This window comes from Kitasatospora sp. SC0581 (genome assembly GCF_048159585.1).
Taxonomy (GTDB): domain Bacteria; phylum Actinomycetota; class Actinomycetes; order Streptomycetales; family Streptomycetaceae; genus Kitasatospora.
This window is the reverse complement of the sequence record NZ_JBLRWA010000022.1, coordinates 61,007-78,652: the sequence shown is the minus strand read 5'-3', so window position 1 is coordinate 78,652 and position 17,646 is coordinate 61,007. Positions and strand designations below refer to the sequence as shown.

Annotated in this window: 20 protein-coding genes; 11 read left to right on the top strand and 9 right to left on the bottom strand. The window is 73.6% G+C overall.

The window, feature by feature from the left end; translation table 11 throughout:
* Positions 1-20: 20 nt before the first annotated feature.
* On the bottom strand, positions 21-164 hold the full coding sequence (locus ACLWS4_RS27255) for a hypothetical protein (protein ID WP_158077691.1): 144 nt from the start codon (positions 162-164) through the stop codon (positions 21-23).
* A 203-nt stretch (positions 165-367) separates the two neighbouring features.
* Between ACLWS4_RS27255 and ACLWS4_RS27250 the strand changes: the two genes are divergently transcribed.
* Positions 368-1,189 (top strand): protein phosphatase 2C domain-containing protein, encoded by an 822-nt coding sequence (locus ACLWS4_RS27250; RefSeq protein WP_063780134.1) that lies wholly within the window; start codon positions 368-370, stop codon positions 1,187-1,189.
* A gap of 59 nt (positions 1,190-1,248) precedes the next feature.
* On the opposite strand, the gene ACLWS4_RS27245 is transcribed toward ACLWS4_RS27250, so the two are convergent.
* Together ACLWS4_RS27245 and ACLWS4_RS27240 are read right to left on the bottom strand one after the other, a co-directional pair.
* On the bottom strand, positions 1,249-2,208 hold the full coding sequence (locus ACLWS4_RS27245; RefSeq protein WP_049651061.1) for a pirin family protein: 960 nt from the start codon (positions 2,206-2,208) through the stop codon (positions 1,249-1,251).
* Between the two features lie 123 nt (positions 2,209-2,331).
* Positions 2,332-2,835: an SseB family protein gene (locus ACLWS4_RS27240; RefSeq protein ID WP_049651062.1), complete on the bottom strand. Its 504-nt coding sequence runs from the start codon at positions 2,833-2,835 to the stop codon at positions 2,332-2,334.
* 213 nt (positions 2,836-3,048) lie between these two features.
* Here ACLWS4_RS27240 and ACLWS4_RS27235 point away from each other — a divergent pair, with 213 nt between their 5' ends.
* Positions 3,049-4,878, top strand: a complete 1,830-nt coding sequence (locus ACLWS4_RS27235) for an acyl-CoA dehydrogenase (protein WP_380782591.1) — start codon at positions 3,049-3,051, stop codon at positions 4,876-4,878.
* Positions 4,879-5,204: 326 nt separating this feature from the next.
* Complete coding sequence (locus tag ACLWS4_RS27230) at positions 5,205-6,512, top strand: M18 family aminopeptidase (protein WP_074002034.1); 1,308 nt, start codon at positions 5,205-5,207, stop codon at positions 6,510-6,512.
* A 72-nt stretch (positions 6,513-6,584) separates the two neighbouring features.
* On the opposite strand, the gene ACLWS4_RS27225 is transcribed toward ACLWS4_RS27230, so the two are convergent.
* Together ACLWS4_RS27225 and ACLWS4_RS27220 are read right to left on the bottom strand one after the other, a co-directional pair.
* On the bottom strand, positions 6,585-8,414 hold the full coding sequence (locus ACLWS4_RS27225; protein WP_416875477.1) for an NHL domain-containing thioredoxin family protein: 1,830 nt from the start codon (positions 8,412-8,414) through the stop codon (positions 6,585-6,587).
* Positions 8,415-8,469: 55 nt separating this feature from the next.
* Entirely contained in the window at positions 8,470-8,982 is a 513-nt protein-coding gene (locus ACLWS4_RS27220; protein ID WP_416875476.1) for a GNAT family N-acetyltransferase, read from the bottom strand.
* A gap of 128 nt (positions 8,983-9,110) precedes the next feature.
* Here ACLWS4_RS27220 and ACLWS4_RS27215 point away from each other — a divergent pair, with 128 nt between their 5' ends.
* The gene (locus ACLWS4_RS27215; RefSeq protein ID WP_416875475.1) at positions 9,111-9,599 is read left to right on the top strand and encodes an LURP-one-related/scramblase family protein; all 489 of its coding nucleotides are present in this window, start codon (positions 9,111-9,113) and stop codon (positions 9,597-9,599) included.
* Positions 9,600-9,735: 136 nt separating this feature from the next.
* Positions 9,736-10,158, top strand: a complete 423-nt coding sequence (locus ACLWS4_RS27210) for a DUF350 domain-containing protein (RefSeq protein ID WP_074002038.1) — start codon at positions 9,736-9,738, stop codon at positions 10,156-10,158.
* 40 nt (positions 10,159-10,198) lie between these two features.
* Here ACLWS4_RS27210 and ACLWS4_RS27205 read toward each other — a convergent pair whose 3' ends face one another.
* On the bottom strand, positions 10,199-10,546 hold the full coding sequence (locus ACLWS4_RS27205) for a winged helix-turn-helix transcriptional regulator (protein ID WP_416875474.1): 348 nt from the start codon (positions 10,544-10,546) through the stop codon (positions 10,199-10,201).
* 105 nt (positions 10,547-10,651) lie between these two features.
* On the opposite strand from ACLWS4_RS27205, the gene ACLWS4_RS27200 reads away from it, so the two are divergent.
* Together ACLWS4_RS27200 and ACLWS4_RS27195 are read left to right on the top strand one after the other, a co-directional pair.
* The gene (locus ACLWS4_RS27200; RefSeq protein ID WP_416875473.1) at positions 10,652-11,569 is read left to right on the top strand and encodes an NAD(P)-dependent oxidoreductase; all 918 of its coding nucleotides are present in this window, start codon (positions 10,652-10,654) and stop codon (positions 11,567-11,569) included.
* A 23-nt stretch (positions 11,570-11,592) separates the two neighbouring features.
* Positions 11,593-12,162: a GNAT family N-acetyltransferase gene (locus ACLWS4_RS27195; protein WP_079272023.1), complete on the top strand. Its 570-nt coding sequence runs from the start codon at positions 11,593-11,595 to the stop codon at positions 12,160-12,162.
* Positions 12,163-12,215: 53 nt separating this feature from the next.
* Here the strand turns inward: ACLWS4_RS27195 and ACLWS4_RS27190 are convergent, their stop codons facing one another.
* Complete coding sequence (locus tag ACLWS4_RS27190) at positions 12,216-12,620, bottom strand: type II toxin-antitoxin system VapC family toxin (protein WP_049651072.1); 405 nt, start codon at positions 12,618-12,620, stop codon at positions 12,216-12,218.
* The gene (locus ACLWS4_RS27185) at positions 12,617-12,895 is read right to left on the bottom strand and encodes a type II toxin-antitoxin system Phd/YefM family antitoxin (RefSeq protein WP_416875472.1); all 279 of its coding nucleotides are present in this window, start codon (positions 12,893-12,895) and stop codon (positions 12,617-12,619) included. Before ACLWS4_RS27185 ends, ACLWS4_RS27190 begins: the two co-directional genes overlap by 4 nt.
* Positions 12,896-13,259: 364 nt before the next feature.
* On the opposite strand from ACLWS4_RS27185, the gene ACLWS4_RS27180 reads away from it, so the two are divergent.
* The 3 genes from ACLWS4_RS27180 to ACLWS4_RS27170 all read left to right on the top strand — a co-directional run bounded on the left by ACLWS4_RS27180 (position 13,260) and on the right by ACLWS4_RS27170 (position 16,308).
* A complete protein-coding gene (locus ACLWS4_RS27180; protein ID WP_416875471.1) occupies positions 13,260-14,219 on the top strand; it encodes a hypothetical protein in 960 nt (319 codons plus the stop codon).
* A gap of 96 nt (positions 14,220-14,315) precedes the next feature.
* A complete protein-coding gene (locus ACLWS4_RS27175) occupies positions 14,316-15,353 on the top strand; it encodes an NAD(P)/FAD-dependent oxidoreductase (RefSeq protein ID WP_416875470.1) in 1,038 nt (345 codons plus the stop codon).
* Positions 15,354-15,393: 40 nt separating this feature from the next.
* Positions 15,394-16,308 carry a class I SAM-dependent methyltransferase gene (locus ACLWS4_RS27170; protein WP_416875469.1) on the top strand — a complete coding sequence of 305 codons (915 nt, stop codon included), beginning with the start codon at positions 15,394-15,396 and terminating at the stop codon, positions 16,306-16,308.
* A 54-nt stretch (positions 16,309-16,362) separates the two neighbouring features.
* On the opposite strand, the gene ACLWS4_RS27165 is transcribed toward ACLWS4_RS27170, so the two are convergent.
* Positions 16,363-17,202 carry an alpha/beta fold hydrolase gene (locus ACLWS4_RS27165; protein ID WP_416875468.1) on the bottom strand — a complete coding sequence of 280 codons (840 nt, stop codon included), beginning with the start codon at positions 17,200-17,202 and terminating at the stop codon, positions 16,363-16,365.
* Between the two features lie 75 nt (positions 17,203-17,277).
* Between ACLWS4_RS27165 and cutA the strand changes: the two genes are divergently transcribed.
* Positions 17,278-17,646, top strand: coding sequence for a divalent-cation tolerance protein CutA (gene cutA, locus ACLWS4_RS27160; protein WP_416875467.1), 369 nt, complete (start codon positions 17,278-17,280; stop codon positions 17,644-17,646).

The following is a 17,646-nucleotide window of genomic DNA, read 5'->3' as shown; positions in this document are numbered from 1 at the left end:
CGTCCGCGGTCGGGCAGGCCCTACGGGCGGCGGGCGGCCCCGGCGCCCCGGCTCTCGGGGCCGCGCTGCTCGTCGGGGAAGCGCGGGCCGCCGATCAGGAAGAGCAGTGCGGCGGTCGGGAAGCCGAGCGAGGCGGCCAGCAACACGATGAACTCCCAGAACATCTTCCGCTCCTCGTCAGTCGCGGGCCGCCCGGACACCCGAAGGTGATCCCAAACCCGACCCGCTCCGATTGGCCGAATCGTCCGGTCACTGTCCGACGGTATGGCCGAATCACCCCGGCTGCCACCGGGCGCCGGCCCCCGGCCCGCGCCACACCGGCGCACGGGTCTGGGCGCGGGCCGGGGGCGGCGGCCACACTGTCGGGATGCAGCTACAGCTCGCAGGGGAAGCACGGCGGCCCGACCGCGAGAGCGAGGACTTCGCGGTGGCCTCGCCGGAGGCGCTGGTCCTGCTGGACGGCGCGAGCTCGCCGGTCGGCCTGGAGTCCGGGTGCCGGCACGGGACGGCCTGGTACGTGCGCCGGCTGGGCGTGCACCTGCTCGCCCGGCTCACCGACCGGGCGGACCGCTCGATCGCCGACTGTCTGGCCGACGCCATCGTGGAGACGGCCGCGCTGCACGGGGGCCGCTGCGACCTGGCCCACCCGAACACCCCCGCCGCGATGGTCGTCGCGGCCCGGCGGCACGGCGAGGCGCTGGAGTACCTGGTGCTCGGCGACTCCCTGCTGGTGCTGGAGTTCAAGGACGGCCCGCCGAAGGTGATCGGGGACAACCAGCGCTTCCCCGGCGGCGAGGAGCTGCGCCGGCAGGTCTGGGAGACCGTCCCCGGCTCGGCCGAGCGGGCCGCGCTGCACCTGGAGTACGTGCTGGCCGTGCGCGCCGCCCGCAACCGGGGCAACGGCCCGTGGATCGCCGCCGCCAGCCCGCGGGCGGCCGAGCACGCCGAGACCGGCTCCGTCCGGCTGGACCGGCTGCACGCGCTGGCCGCCCTCACCGACGGCGCCTCGCGCTACACCGAGCGCTTCGGGCTGGGTAGTTGGGGCGACGTGCTGCGGCTGCTCGCCGAGTCCGGGCCGGGCGAGCTGATCGCCCAGGTCCGGGCGGTGGAGCGGGCGGACGCCGGCTGCGAGCGCTGGCCGCGCGGCAAGACGCACGACGACGCCTCGGCCCTGTACGCGCTGCTGTAGGCGGTGGACGCGTGAGGGCCCGGACCGGGTGCGGTCCGGGCCCTCACGAGCGGGCGGGCTCAGTGGCCGTCGGCGGGGATGGTGCCGAGGCGGCCGGCCTGGAAGTCCTCCATGGCCTGCTGGAGCTCGCGGTGGCTGTTCATCACGAACGGGCCGTAGTGGGCGACGGGTTCGCGGATCGGGAGGCCGCCGAGGAGGACGACCTCGAAGTTGTTGTCGCGGGAGTCCTGCTTCTCGTCGGCGCGCAGGGTGATCGAGTCGCCGTCGCCGAAGACGACGGCCTGGCCCCGGTGGAAGGGGCGGTGCTCGGTGCCGGCCGAGCCGTTGCCGGCGAGGCCGTAGGCGAGGGCGTTGAAGTCGGCGCGCCAGGGCAGGGTGATCTGGGCGCCGGGGTTGATCGAGGCGTGGATCATGGTGATCGGGGTGAAGGTGGTGCCCGGGCCCTGGTGGCCGTCCAGCTCGCCGGCGATGACGCGCAGGAGCGCGCCGCCGTCCTCGGTGCTGAGCAGCTTGACGCTGCCGCCGCGGATGTCCTGGTACTTCGGGGTGATCATCTTGTCCGAGGCGGGCAGGTTGACCCACAGCTGGAGGCCGTGGAAGAGGCCGCCGGACTGCACCAGGGACTCCGGCGGGGTCTCGATGTGCAGCAGCCCGGAGCCGGCGGTCATCCACTGGGTGTCGCCGTCGGTGATGGTGCCGCCACCGCCGTGCGAGTCCCGGTGGATGAACGTTCCGTCGATGATGTACGTGACGGTCTCGAAGCCGCGGTGCGGGTGCCAGGGGGTGCCCTTGGGCTCGCCGGCCGCGTAGTCCACCTCGCCCATCTGGTCCATCATGATGAACGGGTCGAGGTACTTCTGGTTGATCCTGGCGAAGGCGCGGCGGACGGGGAAGCCCTCGCCCTCGTAGCCCTCGGGGGCGGTCGCCACGGTGAGGACCGGCCGTGCGCTCGTGACGGCGGGGTCCGGCGTGGTGACGCGCGGGAGGGTCAGCGGGTTGTCGACGGTCACGGCGGGCATGTCGGCCTCCTTCGGGGGTGTCTGGCCTACATCCATGAGGTTAGTTCAATCCTCAACAACAAGCAAGTTGAAAGTTGAACTATGTAGTGACGAAGGAGCGCGGGGCTCCTCGTCCAGCATGGGTCAGCCGTACATCCGGCGCATCGTGAAGTCGACCATCTGCTCGACGGCCTTGGCGTCGAACACCATCCGGTGCTCGCCCTCCATGTCCAGCGCGAAGCCGTAGCCGGTCGGCAGCAGGTCCAGGACCTCGGCGCCGGTGACGGTGAAGTGCTTGGAGTCCTTGCCGGCGTAGCGGCGCAGCTCCTTCAGCGAGCTGAACATCGGGATCACCGGCGTCGGGGTGTTGTGCAGCGCCAGGAAGCCGGGGCGGTCGCCGCGGGGGCAGTGCACCTTCGAGGTGATGAAGATCGCCTGGAAGTCCTCGACCGCCATCGAGCCGGTGGTGAAGGCCCGGACGGCGTCCGCGAGTGAGGGCGGCGAGGGTTCGGGGTACAGGGACTGCTGGGGGGCCTGCGACTGCCCGCCGTAGGCGTCGGGTCCGGGCATGCCGTTCATGCCCTGCTGCGGTCCCGCCTGCTGCTGGTAGGGGTCGCCCGGGTATGTGTTCTGGTCATATCCGTACACACGGACAGGCTAGCGGGAGCGCACCCCTCTCCGCTGGCACCGATCCTGACAAGGAGTGGCCGCGTCGGCTGTGGGACGTGACCACGTTCATAGCGGATTCGCCGGCGGGGGCTTGCCCAAGTTACCGCTGGGTAGCATCATGATGCCTACTGGTGGGTACGGGACGCCGGAACGCGGCGGTCTCCCGGAAGCGACGAACCGGAGATAACGGCCATGGGTCACTACAAGTCCAACCTGCGGGACGTGGAGTTCAACCTCTTCGAGGTGTTCGGCCGCGAGCAGGTGTACGGCACCGGACCGTTCGCGGACATGGACGTCGAGACCGCGAAGAACATCCTCAGCGAGATCGCGCGCCTCGCCGAGAACGACCTCGCGGCGTCCTACGCCGACACCGACCGCAACCCGCCGGTCTTCGACCCGGAGACCAGCACCGCGCCGATCCCGGCCACCTTCAAGAAGAGCTACCAGACCTTCATGGACGCCGAGTGGTGGCGCCTGGGCATCCCGGAGTCGATCGGCGGCCAGGTCACCCCGAACTCGCTGATCTGGGCCTTCGCCGAGCAGATCCTGGGCTCCAACCCGGCCATCTGGATGTACTCCTCCGGCCCGGCCTTCGCCGGCGTCATCGCCGAGGAGGGCACCGAGGAGCAGCTCGAGGTCGCCAAGCGGATGACCGACCGCCTGTGGGGCTCCACCATGGTCCTCACCGAGCCCGACGCGGGCTCCGACGTGGGCGCCGGCCGCACCAAGGCGATCCAGCAGGAGGACGGCTCCTGGCACATCGAGGGCGTCAAGCGCTTCATCACCTCGGGCGAGCACGACATGTCCGAGAACATCATCCACATGGTGCTGGCCCGCCCCGAGGGCGGCAAGCCGGGCACCAAGGGCCTGGGCCTGTTCATCGTCCCCAAGTTCGACTTCGACTGGGAGACCGGCGAGCTGGGCGAGCGCAACGGCGTCTACGCCACCAACGTCGAGCACAAGATGGGCCTCAAGGCCTCGAACACCTGCGAGATGACCTTCGGCGCCAAGCACCCGGCCAAGGGCTGGCTGCTCGGCGACAAGGTCGACGGCATCCGCCAGATGTTCAAGATCATCGAGTTCGCCCGGATGATGGTCGGCACGAAGGCCATCGCCACCCTCTCCACCGGCTACCTGAACGCCCTGGAGTACGCCAAGGAGCGCGTGCAGGGCGCCGACATCTCGCAGTTCCTGGACAAGACCGCCCCGCGCGTCACCATCACCCACCACCCGGACGTGCGCCGCTCGCTGCTGACCCAGAAGGCCTACGCCGAGGGCATGCGCGCGCTGGTGCTGTTCACCGCGTCCACCCAGGACGACATGATGGCCGCCAAGCTGCGCGGCGAGCACGACGAGGCCGCCGAGCGCCTCAACGACCTGCTGCTGCCGATCGTCAAGGGCTACGGCTCGGAGAAGTCCTACGAGCAGCTCGCCCAGTCGCTGCAGACCTTCGGCGGCTCCGGGTACCTCCAGGAGTACCCGATCGAGCAGTACATCCGGGACGCCAAGATCGACACCCTGTACGAGGGCACCACGGCGATCCAGGGCCAGGACTTCTTCTTCCGCAAGATCGTCAAGGACGGCGGCCAGGCGCTGACCGCGCTGTCCGAGCAGATCCAGAAGTTCGTCGACTCGGCCGCCGGCGGCGACGCCCTGGCCGCCGAGCGCAAGCTGCTCGGCAAGGCCGCCGAGGACCTGGCGGCCATCGTCGGCAAGCTGATCGCCGACCTGACCTCGGTCGAGCAGGACGTCAAGAACATGTACAAGGTGGGCCTGAACACCACCCGCCTGCTGATGGTCTCCGGCGACGTCGTGGTCGGCTGGCTGCTGCTGCGCCAGGCCGTGGTGGCCCTGGCCAAGCTGGAGGCCGGCGCCTCCGAGAAGGACGTCCCGTTCTACCAGGGCAAGGTCGCGGCTGCCCGCTTCTTCGCCAAGAACGTCCTGCCGACCGTTGCCCCGCAGCGCCTGATCGCCGAGGGCATCGACAACGAGATCATGGACCTGGCGGAGGAGGCCTTCTAGGCCCGTCCGGGACCGCCGGGCCCGTCCGGGCCCGCGCACCCCTCGAACCGCCTGACACACCCTCGCACCGAAGGGCCCGGCTGCCACCGGGCCCTTCGGTGCGTCCGGGGCCGTGGCCGGGGCGTGCGTCCGGCGCCGTGGTCCGGGCGTGCGTCCGGGCGTGCGTCCGGCGGCGGAAAGCTCCGACCGTGCGCGGCGGTTCACGGTCGTGTCCGGGTCGTGCACCGAACCAGGTGTTCCGAATGCCCTGTCCGTGTACGGGCATATGCTCAGGTGCGAAGCCGACTCCCCATCCGGCTTCGGCCCTCACTCGACCCAGGAGCAGCATGTCGACCGCCGCCCGCCAGGCATTCTTCGACCGGACGCACAGCGACGACCTGATCGCGTTCCTCGGCACCTCACCCTCCCCGTACCACGCGGTGGCGAGCGCCGCGGAACGGCTGGAGAAGGCGGGCTTCCGGCAGGTCGCCGAGACGGACGCGTGGGACGACGCGGCCGGCGGGCGCTACCTGATCCGCGGGGGCGCGCTGATCGCCTGGTACCTGCCGGAGGGAGCGGGCCCCGAGACGCCGTTCCGGATCGTCGGCACCCACACCGACTCGCCCAACCTGCGGGTCAAGCCCGTGCCGGACACCGGCTCGGAGGGCTGGCGGCAGGTCGCCGTGGAGATCTACGGCGGCGTCCCGCTGAACACCTGGCTGGACCGCGACCTCGGCCTCTCCGGCCGGCTCGCGCTCAAGGACGGCACCGCCCGGCTGGTCCAGCTGGACGAGCCGCTGCTGCGCGTGCCGCAGCTCGCCATCCACCTGGACCGCCAGGTCAACGAGGGCATGAAGCTCGACAAGCAGCGCCACCTCACCCCGATCTGGGGCCTCGGCCCGGTCGACGAGGGCGCGCTGATCTCCTACGTCGCCCAGCGGGCCGGTCTGGACGCCGCCGACGTGGCCGGCTGGGACCTCATGACCCACGACGTCCAGCCCGCCTCCTACCTGGGCCGCGACCGCGAACTGCTGGCCGCCCCGCGCCTGGACAACCTGCTCTCGGTGCACGCGGCCACCGCCGCGCTCGCCGCCGTCGCCACCGCCGAGGGCGCCGCCAGCCTGCCGTACATCCCGGTGCTGGCCGCCTTCGACCACGAGGAGACCGGCAGCGAGTCCGACACCGGCGCGCAGAGCCCGCTGCTCGGCACCGTGCTGGACCGGACGGTCCACGCGCGCGGCGGCACCACCGAGGACCGGGCCCGGGCCCTCGCCGGCACCGTCTGCCTCTCCTCGGACATGGGCCACGCCGTCCACCCGAACTACAGCGAGCGGCACGAGCCGGGCCACCACCCGATGCCGAACGGCGGGCCGATCCTCAAGGTCAACGTCAACAACCGCTACGCGACCGACGGCGTCGGGCGGGCGGTGTTCGCGGCCGCCTGCGAGAAGGCGGGCGTGCCGTGGCAGACCTTCGTCTCCAACAACGCCATGCCCTGCGGTACGACGATCGGCCCGATCACGGCGGCGCGGCTGGGCATCAAGACGGTGGACTGCGGCATCGCGGCGCTCTCCATGCACTCGGCGCGCGAGCTGTGCGGCGCGGAGGACCCGTACCTGCTGGCGAGCGCGCTCAAGGCCTTCCTGGAGGGCTGACGGCGGACGCGGAAGGGCCCGGCGGTCGTCCGCCGGGCCCTTCCGCGCTGTTCGGGTGCGGGTCGTTCCGGGTTACTCCATCCCGGCCAGGACCAGCGGGAGGCGGCGGGCGCCGTCGGCGACCAGCTTCACCGGCACGCCCCAGTCCTGCTGGTGCACGTGGCAGGCCGGGTACTCGATCTCCGGGTCGTCGTCGCAGGAGGCGGCCATCGCCGAGACGTGCAGCACGCCCTCGGCGACCTCGGCGGAGAGCACCAGCTCACGGGAGAGGTCGGTGTCCGCGCCCGCGCCGGAGACCAGCAGCTCGGGCGGGGTCGAGCTGACCAGCAGCCGGGTGGACGGGCCGTAGCGCTCGTCCAGCTTCTGGCCGTTCGGCGCCTCGAAGACCACGTCCAGCCGGAAGGCGCCCGGGGCGACCTCGGTGGCCGCGCGGCGGGTGCGGTGCGCCACCGACTCGACCCGCACCGCCTCCTCCGGCAGCCGCAGCCTGGTCAGCCGGTGCCGGGCCGACTCGACCACCACGATGTCGCCGTCCACCAGCACCGCCCCGGAGGGCTCGCGCAGGTCGGTGGCCAGCGTGCTGACCTCACCGCTGGCCGGGTCGTAACGGCGCAGCGCGTGGTTGTAGGTGTCGGCGACGGCCACCGAGCCGTCCGGCAGCACGGTGACGCCCAGCGGGTGCTGGAACAGCGCCTGGTCGGCCGCGCCGTCGCGGTGGCCGAAGTCGAACAGGCCGGTGCCGACGGCGGTCCGGACCGCCCCTGTTTCACGTGAAACCCAGCGCAGCGCGGAGGTCTCGGAGTCGGCGACCCAGAGCCGCTCGCCGTCCGCGGAGACCGCGAGGCCAGACGGCTGGGCGAACCAGGCCTCGGCGGCGGGCCCGTCCACCAGGCCCTCGTTGGTGGTGCCGGCCGCGACCGTGACCGTGTCGGCGGCCGGGTCGAACGACCACAGCTGGTGCACGCCGGCCATCGCGATCCACACCCGGCCGTCGAACCAGGCGACGTCCCACGGCGAGGAGAGGTCCACCTCGCGGGCCGGGCCCTCGGTGGCCGAGCCCTGCCACCACTGGCGGCCGGTGCCGGCCAGGGTGGTCACCAGGCCGTCGGCGAGGCGGACGCCGCGCAGGGCGTGGTTGACGGTGTCGGCGACGACCACGTCGTACGCCGAGCCCTCCGGCAGCAGCGCGAGGCCCTGCGGCTCGCTGAACCGCGGGCCCTCGCCGTCCGTGCCGTCGCCGTCCACCAGTCCGCGCTGCCCGTCGCCGATCCGGCGCACCACCGTCTCGCCGTCCTCGGCCAGCTCGACCAGCGAGTGGTGGCCGGAGTCGGCGACCAGGAAGTGGCCGTTCGGCAGCCGGACCGCCTTGCCGGGGAACTTCAGGCTCCCCGCGGTCGGCTCCGGCGCCACGTACGGGCCGTCGCCGCGGCGCAGCGTGCCCTTCGCGGCGTGCTCGGCCTCCAGCTCCTCGACCAGCCGGGCCAGCGCGTGGGCATGCCCCTCACCGGCGTGCTGGGCGACCACGTAGCCCTCCGGGTCGATCACCACCAGCGTCGGCCAGGCCCGGACGGCGTACTGCTTCCAGGTGGCCAGCGCCGGGTCGTCCAGCACCGGGTGGTGCACCTCGTAGCGGGCGACGGCGTCGACCACGGCCTGGTGGTCGGCCTCGTGCACGAACTTCGGCGAGTGCACCCCGACGATCACCACGGTGTCGCGGTGCGCCTCCTCCAGCTCCCGCAGCTCGTCCAGGACGTGCAGGCAGTTGATGCAGCAGAAGGTCCAGAAGTCCAGGATGGTGATCTTGCCCCGGAAGTCGGCGAGCGTGAGCTCCTTGCCGCCGGTGTTCAGCCAACCGCCTGCCCCGACCAGTTCGGGGGCGCGTACACGTGCACGAGATGCCATGCGTCAATCAAACCGCACGCCCGCTGCCCGCATTCCGGTGCGGGGCCGCGAGCGGTTACGGCCGGGTGAGGTCGGCCTGCCAGCGGGTCTCGCCGTCCTGGGTGTGGGCGGTGCGGCGCAGGCCGAGGGCGGTGGCGATCCTGGCGGAGGCGTGGTGGTCGGGGTGGATGTGGGCGACGGCGGTGGTGGCGCCGGCGGCGGTGAGGTGGGCGAGCAGGGTGCGGGCGGCCTCGGTGGCCAGGCCGCGGCGCTGCCAGGGGGTGCCGACCACCCAGGCGAGTTCGGCCCCGTCAGGGCGGACGGTGGTCTGCACGTAGCCGGTGAGGGCGCCGTCGGCGCGCAGCCGCAGCACCCAGTTGCCCCAGGCCTCGGCCGGGTCGGGGGAACCGGCGGCGAGCCGGGCGCAGCGGGCGCGCAGCTCCTCGACGGTGGCCGGGCGGCCGCCGGTGAAGGAGTGCAGGGCCGGGTCGGCGAGCGCGGCCGCCAGCTCCTCGGCGTGCCCGGGGGCGATCGGCAGCAGGTCGAGGCGCTCGCTGCGCAGCTCGGCGGTGGTGAGGTCAGGGTGCATGGCCGTATTGAAGGGGATCGGGGGCCGTTGTGCGACGGGGTTTCCGGTCGGCCGTCCCGTGGCGGTGCTTTCCCGTGGCCGGGGGTCCGGGGTCGAATGGGGCGGACGTCAACACGAGGAGGTCGCAGGTGCGGTACCTGGTCAGGGAGAAGCTGTTCGCGGTCGGCGACGACTACTGGATCGAGGACGACCGGGGCCGCAAGGCGTACCTGGTGGACGGCAAGGTGCTGCGGCTGCGGGACACCTTCGAGCTGAAGGACGCGCACGGGCGGGTGGTCGCGGTGGTGAAGAAGAAGATGCTCACCGTCCGCGACGCGATGAAGATCGAGGACGCCGACGGCGAGGTGGTCGCCACCGTCCGGGAGAAGCTGTTCACCCCGTTCCGGGACAAGTACCTGGTGGAGCTGGCCTCCGGCGGCGAGCTGAAGATCCACGGCAACCTGATCGACAAGGACTACCGGATCGAGAACCAGCACGGCGACGACCTGGCCCGGATCAGCCGCAAGTGGTTCCGGATCCGCGACACCTACGGGGTGGAGATCGCCGACGGCGCCGACACCGGCCTGCTGCTGGCCGTCGCGGCCTGCGTCGACCACCTGGTGCACGAGGACGACTGACCCGTCCCCGGTTTCCGGATCCCGGTCCGCCCCTCACCCGGGTGGGGTATCTTTTGCCAACCCTTGACCAAGGCGGTCGGGGGCCCTGACCAGCCGGTCGGGGGCTGGCGTGAGCGGACCGGGGGCTGGAACCACGATGAACGACATCCTGCACGGGCTCGGTGCGGCGGCGGCCTACGGCGCCCTCGGCGTGGTGCTGCTGCTCCTCGGCATCGGCCTGGTCGACCTGCTGACGCCCGGCAGGCTCGGCCACCAGATCTGGGTCGAGCGCAACCGCAACGCCGCCGTCCTGCTCAGCTCCGCGCTGCTCGGCATCGGCGGCATCGTCTTCACCGCGATCATGTACACCTACGCCGACTTCGCCAAGGGCCTGCTGTCGACGGCCTGTTACGGCCTGCTCGGGCTGGTGCTGATGGCCGTCGCGTTCTGGCTGGTGGACCTGCTGACGCCGGGAAAGCTCGGCGCGATCCTGGTCGAGCCGGAGCCGCACCCGGCGGTGTGGGTGTCCGCCTCCTGCAACATCGCGGTGGCGGCGGTGGTGTCGGCCGCGATCGCGTAGGGCCCGCGCCATGCCGGGTACGGCGCACCGGGTGGTGGCGCTACGCCGGGTACGGCGCCCCGCCCAGGAGGTGCTCCCGGCCCCAGGCGCCCAGCGGCCCCAGCGCCGTGTTGAGGCGGCGTCCCGCCTCGGTCAGCGCGTACTCGACCCGCGGCGGCACCTCCTCGTACGCCTCCCGGTGCACGATGCCGTGCGCCTCCATCTCGCGCAGGTGCGCGGCCAGCACCTTCTCGGTGATCCCCGGCAGCAGCCGGCGCAGCTCGCCGAAGCGGCAGCGCGGGCGCTCGCCCAGGGCCCAGAGGATCGACACCTTCCACTTGCCGCCGATCACGTCCATCGCGGCGTCCGTCCCGCAGATGTACGCCCCCGGCCTCGGCACGGTCGCCATGCCCACCCCTTCCGAACCTCCGACCTGGATACTGACCCCAGGGTAACCACCCACTCCGAAGTGCGTACTTGATCGTTTCCGGGGGCAGCGCGGAGGCTGACTGCCATGGCAACCAACCCCGTTGAGAACGCGTCCGAGACCACGCCCGCCCTGAACACCCCGTCCACCCCGCTCACCCTGCTCGGCCTCGGCGCGATGGGTACCGCGCTGGCCGGGGCCTGGCTCGCCGCCGGGCACCCGCTGACCGTCTGGAACCGCACCGCCGCCCGCGCCGAGGGGCTCGCCGCCCGCGGTGCCGCCGTCGCCGCCACCGCCGCGGAGGCGGTCGCCGCGAACCGGCTGGTCGTCGTCTGCCTGCTCGACGACGCCTCCGTGCCGGAGGCGCTGGACGGCGTCGACCTGACCGGCAAGGACCTGGTCAACCTGGTCACCAGCACCCCCGCGCAGGCCCGCGCCCGCGCCTCCTGGGCCGAGGAGCGCGGCGCCCGCTACCTGGACGGCGGGATCATGGCCGTCCCGCCGATGATCGGTGTCCCGGCGACCGGGGCGTACGTGTTCTACAGCGGCTCGTCCGAGCTGTTCGAGGAGCACGGGGCCACCCTCGCCGTCCCGGCCGGCACCCGGTACGTGGGCGCGGACGCCGGGTACGCGGCGCTGCACGACGTGGCGCTGCTCAGCGGGATGTACGGGATGCTCGCCGGGATCGCGCACGCCTTCGCGCTGGTCCGCGGCGAGGACGTGGCGCCGAGCGAGCTGGCGCCGCTGCTGGGCGGCTGGCTCGCCGCGATGTCCGGCTCGGTGGCCAGGACCGCGGAGCAGCTGGAGAGCGGCGACTACACCCAGGGCGTGGTGTCCAACCTGGCGATGCAGGTGGCCGGCCGGCAGACGCTGCTGAGCACCGCCGAGGAGCAGGGGGTGAGCGCCGAACTGCTGGAGCCGTACTTCCGGTTGATGGAGCGCAGGCTGGAGATCGGCGGCGGCGAGGAGGACCTGACCGGGGTCGTCGACCTGCTGCGACGGTGAGGCCCGGCCGGTAACGTACCGGCATGGCAGACCTCGAAGAACGCGCCACCGTCGTCGCGTCCCACTCACGGCAGGCCGGAGCGGGGGTGCTGGTCCGACCGCGCCGCGCCGACGACCTCGCCGACTGCGTCCGGGTGCTCGGCGACGTCCACGCGGCCGACGGCTATCCCGCCGACTGGCCCGACCGCCCCGCCGCCTGGCTGACCCCGGACGGCCAGCTCGCCGCCTGGATCGCCGAGTCGGACGGCCGGCTCGCCGGACACGTCGGCCTCGCCCGCAGCACCCCGGACGACCTCGCCCCCGCCCTGTGGGGCCACCGCACCGGCGGCCGCCCGGAGCTCACCAGCGTGATCGGCCGCCTCTACGTCGCCCCCACGGCGCGCGGCCACCTCATCGGCGCCCGGCTGCTGGCCTGCGCCGTGGCGCACGCGCGGGCGCTCGGCCTGCACCCCGTGCTCGACGTCCTCGCCACCGACACCGCCGCCGTGGCCCTCTACCGCCGCCTCGGCTGGACCCACCTCGGCAGCGGCGACCAGCGGTGGGCCTCCGGTCGCACCGTCACCGTCCACTGCTTCGCCGCCCCGAGGGGATGAGCCCCGGCCCGCCCGGCCCCGCCCAGCCCCGACAGCCGGGCGGGGCTGGGCGGCTATACCGCGATGACCTCGATCCCCTGCTCCAGGCCGATGAAGTCGTCCGCGTTCCGGGTGTAGAGCGGTAGGCCGTGGGCGGCGGCGGTGGCAGCGATCATCAGGCCCATGCGGCGAGGGCGGGGGTCGCGCTTGGCCTGGATCGTGAGTGCGATCAGTGTTCCGAATCGCCGGGCGGCCTCACGGTCAAACGGGAGGGCGGTGAACTCCGCCTCCACGTCGGCCAGCCGTTGGGCCCTGGCCAGCATCTGCACTGGGTCCTTGGCCATGGCGACACCCTGGGAGAGCTCGGCCAGCACCACCGAGGGCACGGCTACCTCGAACGGCAGGAGTTCCGGATCGATCTGCGGCAGATCGATCACCACACAGGTGTCGAGCAGGCCGCACTGGCGTCGTTCGCTCACGCGCGCTCCCACGGGGCGCCGCCGCCCTCGACCCGGTCCTCGTCGCCGTAGAAGGTGTCGGCCTCGGCCCGCAGCTGTGCGGCGTCGACGGCGGGTGCGCTCCGCCACTTGCGCTGGAGTTCTTCCACGGGGACGAACCGTCGGCGGTTGCTGATCGGTCGGACTTCGGCGATCTCCGTGCCGTTGCGGGTGACGTGGTAGATCTCGCCGGCTTCGACGTCGTCGAGTACGGCCTTGGACCGCGCCGCGAGTTCGCGCTGCGTGATGGTCTTCATGGTGCCAGTGTATCGCGCCGTAATACGCTGTGCCACGCTTTCCCGTCCCGGCTGGTCGTCGAGGCCAGGCAGGACGATGGTGGCGCCGTGGTCCACGGTGCGCAGGCCGGTGACCGCCGGGCTGGCCGTCGAGCGGGTCGCTGGGGAGGCTCGCGGCACCGGTGGTCCGGGCACGGTCGTCGTGGTCGAGGCTGCCGATGAAGCCTCGCATGGGGTTGTTCCCCTGGTGCTGGCTCAGTTGTGCGTCGGGGACTGCGAGTTGGAGTGATATCCGCCGCGCGTGGTGCGGGGTCCCCCGGGTGGGGGAGGGGGATCACCGTGCCGGGGGAGGGGCGGGGCGGGTGGCGCGGGTGAGCCTGGCGGCATGGTGAGAAGCGGGTGGGCGGTGGCCGGCTGGGGGCTCGGGTACGCCGGGTTCGGGGCGGGGTGCGGGCTGAGCGGGACGGCGCTGTTCGGCGCGCACTGGCCGGGGTGGGTCGTGGCCGGCGTGGGGCTGCTCTCGGCCGTCGCCGGAGCGTTGGTGGCGCGCCGGAAACCGGTGCGGCCGCAGCGGCTGCTGTGGCTGCTCTGCGGGGCGGCCGCGGTGGGGGCCTGGAGCCTGCTGATGGACCTGGTGACGCTGGTGTTCGGCCAGCGGGTGGACAGCGTCCCCGACACGGTGGGGCGCGCCCTGGCGGCGCTGGGGGCGGTACTGCTGGCCAGGGTCGCCCTGGGACTGCGGCCCGGTGCCCGTGCCGGCCGGGGCGGGCAGGCCGCGCCGGCTCCCACGGCGGCCCCGCCGCTCGTCCAACTCGCCGCCTGGACAGGGACTCTGGCGTTCGTGCCGTACGTGCTGATGAAGCTGGTCTGGGCGCTCGGCGGCAGTTTCGCGGGGATCAGCGGTGACCGGATGTACGCGAGCTATGTGCGCAACGGCTCCTCCGGGCTCTGGCTCGCCCTGGAGCGTTGGGGACTGGACGGCACGATGCTGCTGGCGCTGCTCGGGGTGTTCCTGCTCTGGGGGCTGGTCCGTCCGTGGGGGCAGGTCTTCCCGCGCTGGACCCTGCCGCTGCGCGGCCGCCGGGTGCCGCGCTGGCTGCCGCTCACCCCGGCCCTGCTGGGTGCGGCCACGCTGGCGCCGTACGGGGTGGTCGGGGTCGGCTACCTGGGGCTGTGCACCGCCGGGGTGACGCGGATCAGGCTGGGCGAGTTCGCCGGTGAGCAGAGCGCGCTGGAGGTCGCCTGGGTGGGGATGTGCGGGTTCGCCGGGTACGGGGTCGCGCTGGCGGTAGCCGCCCGGTCGTACTGGCGGCGGACGGGGGCGCGGGCCGCCGAGGTGCGCTGAGGGCGGGGTCGGCTCGGGGCCGGGGTTTGCTGAGGTGGCAACATTGCTTGCCGATCCGGTGGGGTGGGCCGCAGCCTGGCGGTGGAGGTGAGCGCCATGGGCGAGACGACCGGGACGACCAGGACAGCCGGGGTGACCGGGATCAGGGGGAGCGAGCGCTACGACGTGGTGGTGGTCGGCGCCGGTGCGGCGGGGCTGAACGCCGCGCTGGTGCTGGGCCGGGCCCGGCGCCGGGTCGCGGTGGTGGACGCCGGCGAGCCGCGCAACGCGCCCGCCGCCCACATGCACGGCTACCTGAGCCGGGACGGCATGCCCCCGGCGGCGCTGCTGGCGGTCGGGCGGGAGGAGGTCGCCCGGTACGGGGCGGACCTGATCGACGCCCGGGTCGAGCACATCGAGCCCGCCGGTGCCGATGCCGATGCCGGTGCCGGTCCGGCCGGGTCCGCGGCGCCGGGCTTCGTGGTCCACCTGGCCGGCGGGCCGGTGCTGCACGCGCGCCGGGTGGTCGTCGCCACCGGGCTGCGGGACGGCCTGCCGGAGCTGCCCGGCCTGGTCGAGCGGTGGGGCCAGGATGTGCTGCACTGCCCGTACTGCCACGGCTGGGAGGTCCGCGACCGCCCGCTCGGTGTGCTCGGCACCGGCCCGGGGGCGGTCGACCAGGCGCTGCTGCTGCGGCAGTGGTCGGCGGACGTGGTGCTGCTCGCGCACACCCTCGCACTGACCGACGACGAGCGGGAACGGCTCGCCGCCCGGGACGTCCGGGTGGTCGAGGGCCGGATCGTCCGCCTGGTCTCCGACGACGGGCGGCTGCGCGGCGTCGAGCTCGCCAACGGGCAGGTGGTGCCGCGCGAGGCGGTGTTCGTCTTCCCGCAGCCGGTGCCCCGGGACGCGCTGCTCTTCGGCCTCGACTGTGCCCGGGACGACAACGGCTGGGTCACCACCGACCGGACCGGCCGCACCAGCCTCCCCGGCGTCTGGGCGGTCGGCAACGTCGCCGACCCGCGCGCCCAGGTGGTCACCGCCGCCGGGATGGGCGCGGCGGCCGCCTTCGCGCTCGACCACGACCTCGCGGCGGAGGAGGTCGAGCGGGCCGTCGTGCGGTACCGCGCGTCCGGCGCCGCCGTGCCCGCCTGAGCGGGGAAGCTTTCGTCAACCCACGATCGGAGAAACCCTGATGTCAGCGCACCAGCACGACCACTCCCACTCCCACGGCCCGTCCCACGGGCACTCCCACGGGCACTCCCACGGGCACGTCCCCGCCGCCGACTTCGACTGGGACGCGCTCGCCGCGCACCTGGAGCTGGAGGGCGACCTGCGGGCCGGCGCCGTCACCGAGGCCGGACGGTGGCTGCTCGGCCTGCACGGCGAGGGCGCGGTTCGGCGGGTCCTCGACGTCGGCAGCGGGCCCGGGGTGATCGCCGGACTGCTGGCGGAGGTCTTCCCGGCGGCCGAGGTGGTGGCCGTCGACCAGTCGGCCGCCCTGCTGGAGCGCGCCCGGGTCCGCTCCGGTGGCCGGCTCGGCACCCGACAGGCCGACCTGCCCGCCGAGTTCGACAAGCTCGGCGAGGCCGACCTGATCTGGTCCGGCAACGCCATCCACCACCTCGGCGACCAGCAGGCCGCGCTCACCTCGCTCGCCGGGGCGCTGCGGCCCGGCGGCCTGCTCGCCGTCGCCGAACGCGGCCTGCCCGCGCGCTACCTGCCGCGCGACTTCGGCCTCGGCCGGCCCGGCCTCCAGGCCCGGATGGACGCCGCCCACGAGGACGGCTTCACCACCATGCGGGCCGAACTGCCCGACAGCACCGAGGAGATCGAGGACTGGCCGGCCATGCTCGGGCGGGCCGGGCTGACCCCGACCGGCACCCGCACCTTCCTGGTCGACCACCCCGCCCCGCTCGCCGGCCCGGTCCGCGCTTACCTGCACGTCCAGCTGACCCGGCTGCGCGACCGGCTCGCCGAACAGCTCGACACCGAGGACCGGGCCACCCTGGACGCCCTGCTCGCCGAGGACGCCCCCACCGGGATCCTGCACCGCCCGGACGCCTTCTACCTCTCCGCGATGACCGTCCACACGGCCCGCCGGGACTGACCCGGCGGCCTCGCGGGTTGGCGGGGGCGGGTGTGGGACGTGCGGCCCGTCGCTTCAGGGTGCGAGGAAAGCGGCCACCGTACGGCTGAAGGCGGCCGGGTCGTCGAGCCACGGGTAGTGGCCGGCGGCGGGCTGGACGGCGGTACGGGCGTGGCGGAACAGCGCGGCCGTGGCGCGGACCGCCCCGGGCCTCGGGTCGGGGTCGTACTCGCCGGCCAACAGGAGTGCCGGGGAGGCGAGTTCGGCCACGGCGGCGCGGACGTCGGCGGGTTGGAAGCCGCCGCCGTGGTAGGCCGCGGCGGCCTCCGGGTGGCTCTGGGCGGTGCGGTCGGCCTCGTGGGCGCGGGCGGCGGCGTCCCAGGTGCCGTGGAAGAGCGGTGCCACGGCGTCGGGGTCGGCGGCGCCGCCAGCGAAGGCGGTGCGGACGGCGGCCCGGGCGGCCGGGTACCACTCCTCCTCGGCGAGGCCGCGGGCCTCGGCCGCCTCGCGGTAGTCGTCCTCGGAGGAGGTGCCGCCGAAGATCCGGAGGCTGGGCGTGACCAGCACCAGCCGACCGGTGCGTTCCGGGTGCCGCAGCGCGTACAGGGTGGCGAGCGAGCAGCCGGCGGAGTGGGCGAGGAGGTCCACCCGGTCGAGCCCGAGGTGGGTCCGGAAGGCCTCGACGTCCGCCACCTGCCGGTCGACCCGGTGGTCCGCCGGATCGGCCGGGCGCTCCGAGCGGCCCGTGCCGCGCAGGTCGAGGACGTGCAGGGAGCGGTGCGCGGAGAGGCAGCCGAGGTCGCCGAGGTACGCGGCGTCGCGCATCGGGCCGCCGGCGAGGACGAGCAGCGGCTCGCCCCGGCCGAGCACGCGGTAGCCGAGCCGGGTGCCGTCGGGGCCGGTGAAGGTGGTCATCGGCCGATCGTGGCAACCGCCGTCCGGCCGGGGCAACGGGAATTCGGCCGACCCGTTCCGGGGTACCGTCGGCGCATGACAGCGAGTGAGCGGCGCTTCGTCGTGGTGACCACGACCCACGAGAGCGAGGAGCGGGCCCTGGCCCTGGCGTCCGCCGTGGTGCGGGAGCGGCTGGCGGCCTGCGCCCAGGTGTACCCCGTACGGTCGGTGTACTGGTGGGACGGCGAGGTGCAGGACGCCGAGGAGTGGCGGATCGACCTCAAGACCAGGGCCGAACTCGTGGACCGGCTGGGCGCGTTCGTGGCCGGGCGGCACTCCTACGAGACGCCCGAGCTGGTCGCCGTACCGGTGACGGGCGGCAGCCGGGGCTACCTCGACTGGGTGGCCGCGGAGACCACGCCCGAGGGAACCACGCCAGAGGAAACCCAGGGCGCCGAGGACTGA

What these genes read in the sequence shown, in the direction of transcription:
- ACLWS4_RS27205 (WP_416875474.1), bottom strand. Translation starts at nt 10,546, where the DNA reads ATGGCGACCGTGCCGAGGCCGGGGGCGTACATCTGCGGGACGGACGCC.
- cutA (WP_416875467.1), top strand. Translation starts at nt 17,278, where the DNA reads ATGACAGCGAGTGAGCGGCGCTTCGTCGTGGTGACCACGACCCACGAG.
- ACLWS4_RS27245 (WP_049651061.1), bottom strand. Translation starts at nt 2,208, where the DNA reads ATGCCCGCCGTGACCGTCGACAACCCGCTGACCCTCCCGCGCGTCACC.
- ACLWS4_RS27225 (WP_416875477.1), bottom strand. Translation starts at nt 8,414, where the DNA reads ATGGCATCTCGTGCACGTGTACGCGCCCCCGAACTGGTCGGGGCAGGC.
- ACLWS4_RS27185 (WP_416875472.1), bottom strand. Translation starts at nt 12,895, where the DNA reads ATGAAGACCATCACGCAGCGCGAACTCGCGGCGCGGTCCAAGGCCGTA.
- ACLWS4_RS27180 (WP_416875471.1), top strand. Translation starts at nt 13,260, where the DNA reads ATGGTGAGAAGCGGGTGGGCGGTGGCCGGCTGGGGGCTCGGGTACGCC.
- ACLWS4_RS27235 (WP_380782591.1), top strand. Translation starts at nt 3,049, where the DNA reads ATGGGTCACTACAAGTCCAACCTGCGGGACGTGGAGTTCAACCTCTTC.
- ACLWS4_RS27165 (WP_416875468.1), bottom strand. Translation starts at nt 17,202, where the DNA reads ATGACCACCTTCACCGGCCCCGACGGCACCCGGCTCGGCTACCGCGTG.
- ACLWS4_RS27230 (WP_074002034.1), top strand. Translation starts at nt 5,205, where the DNA reads ATGTCGACCGCCGCCCGCCAGGCATTCTTCGACCGGACGCACAGCGAC.
- ACLWS4_RS27195 (WP_079272023.1), top strand. Translation starts at nt 11,593, where the DNA reads ATGGCAGACCTCGAAGAACGCGCCACCGTCGTCGCGTCCCACTCACGG.
- ACLWS4_RS27210 (WP_074002038.1), top strand. Translation starts at nt 9,736, where the DNA reads ATGAACGACATCCTGCACGGGCTCGGTGCGGCGGCGGCCTACGGCGCC.
- ACLWS4_RS27220 (WP_416875476.1), bottom strand. Translation starts at nt 8,982, where the DNA reads ATGCACCCTGACCTCACCACCGCCGAGCTGCGCAGCGAGCGCCTCGAC.
- ACLWS4_RS27175 (WP_416875470.1), top strand. Translation starts at nt 14,316, where the DNA reads ATGGGCGAGACGACCGGGACGACCAGGACAGCCGGGGTGACCGGGATC.
- ACLWS4_RS27170 (WP_416875469.1), top strand. Translation starts at nt 15,394, where the DNA reads ATGTCAGCGCACCAGCACGACCACTCCCACTCCCACGGCCCGTCCCAC.
- ACLWS4_RS27250 (WP_063780134.1), top strand. Translation starts at nt 368, where the DNA reads ATGCAGCTACAGCTCGCAGGGGAAGCACGGCGGCCCGACCGCGAGAGC.
- ACLWS4_RS27255 (WP_158077691.1), bottom strand. Translation starts at nt 164, where the DNA reads ATGTTCTGGGAGTTCATCGTGTTGCTGGCCGCCTCGCTCGGCTTCCCG.
- ACLWS4_RS27200 (WP_416875473.1), top strand. Translation starts at nt 10,652, where the DNA reads ATGGCAACCAACCCCGTTGAGAACGCGTCCGAGACCACGCCCGCCCTG.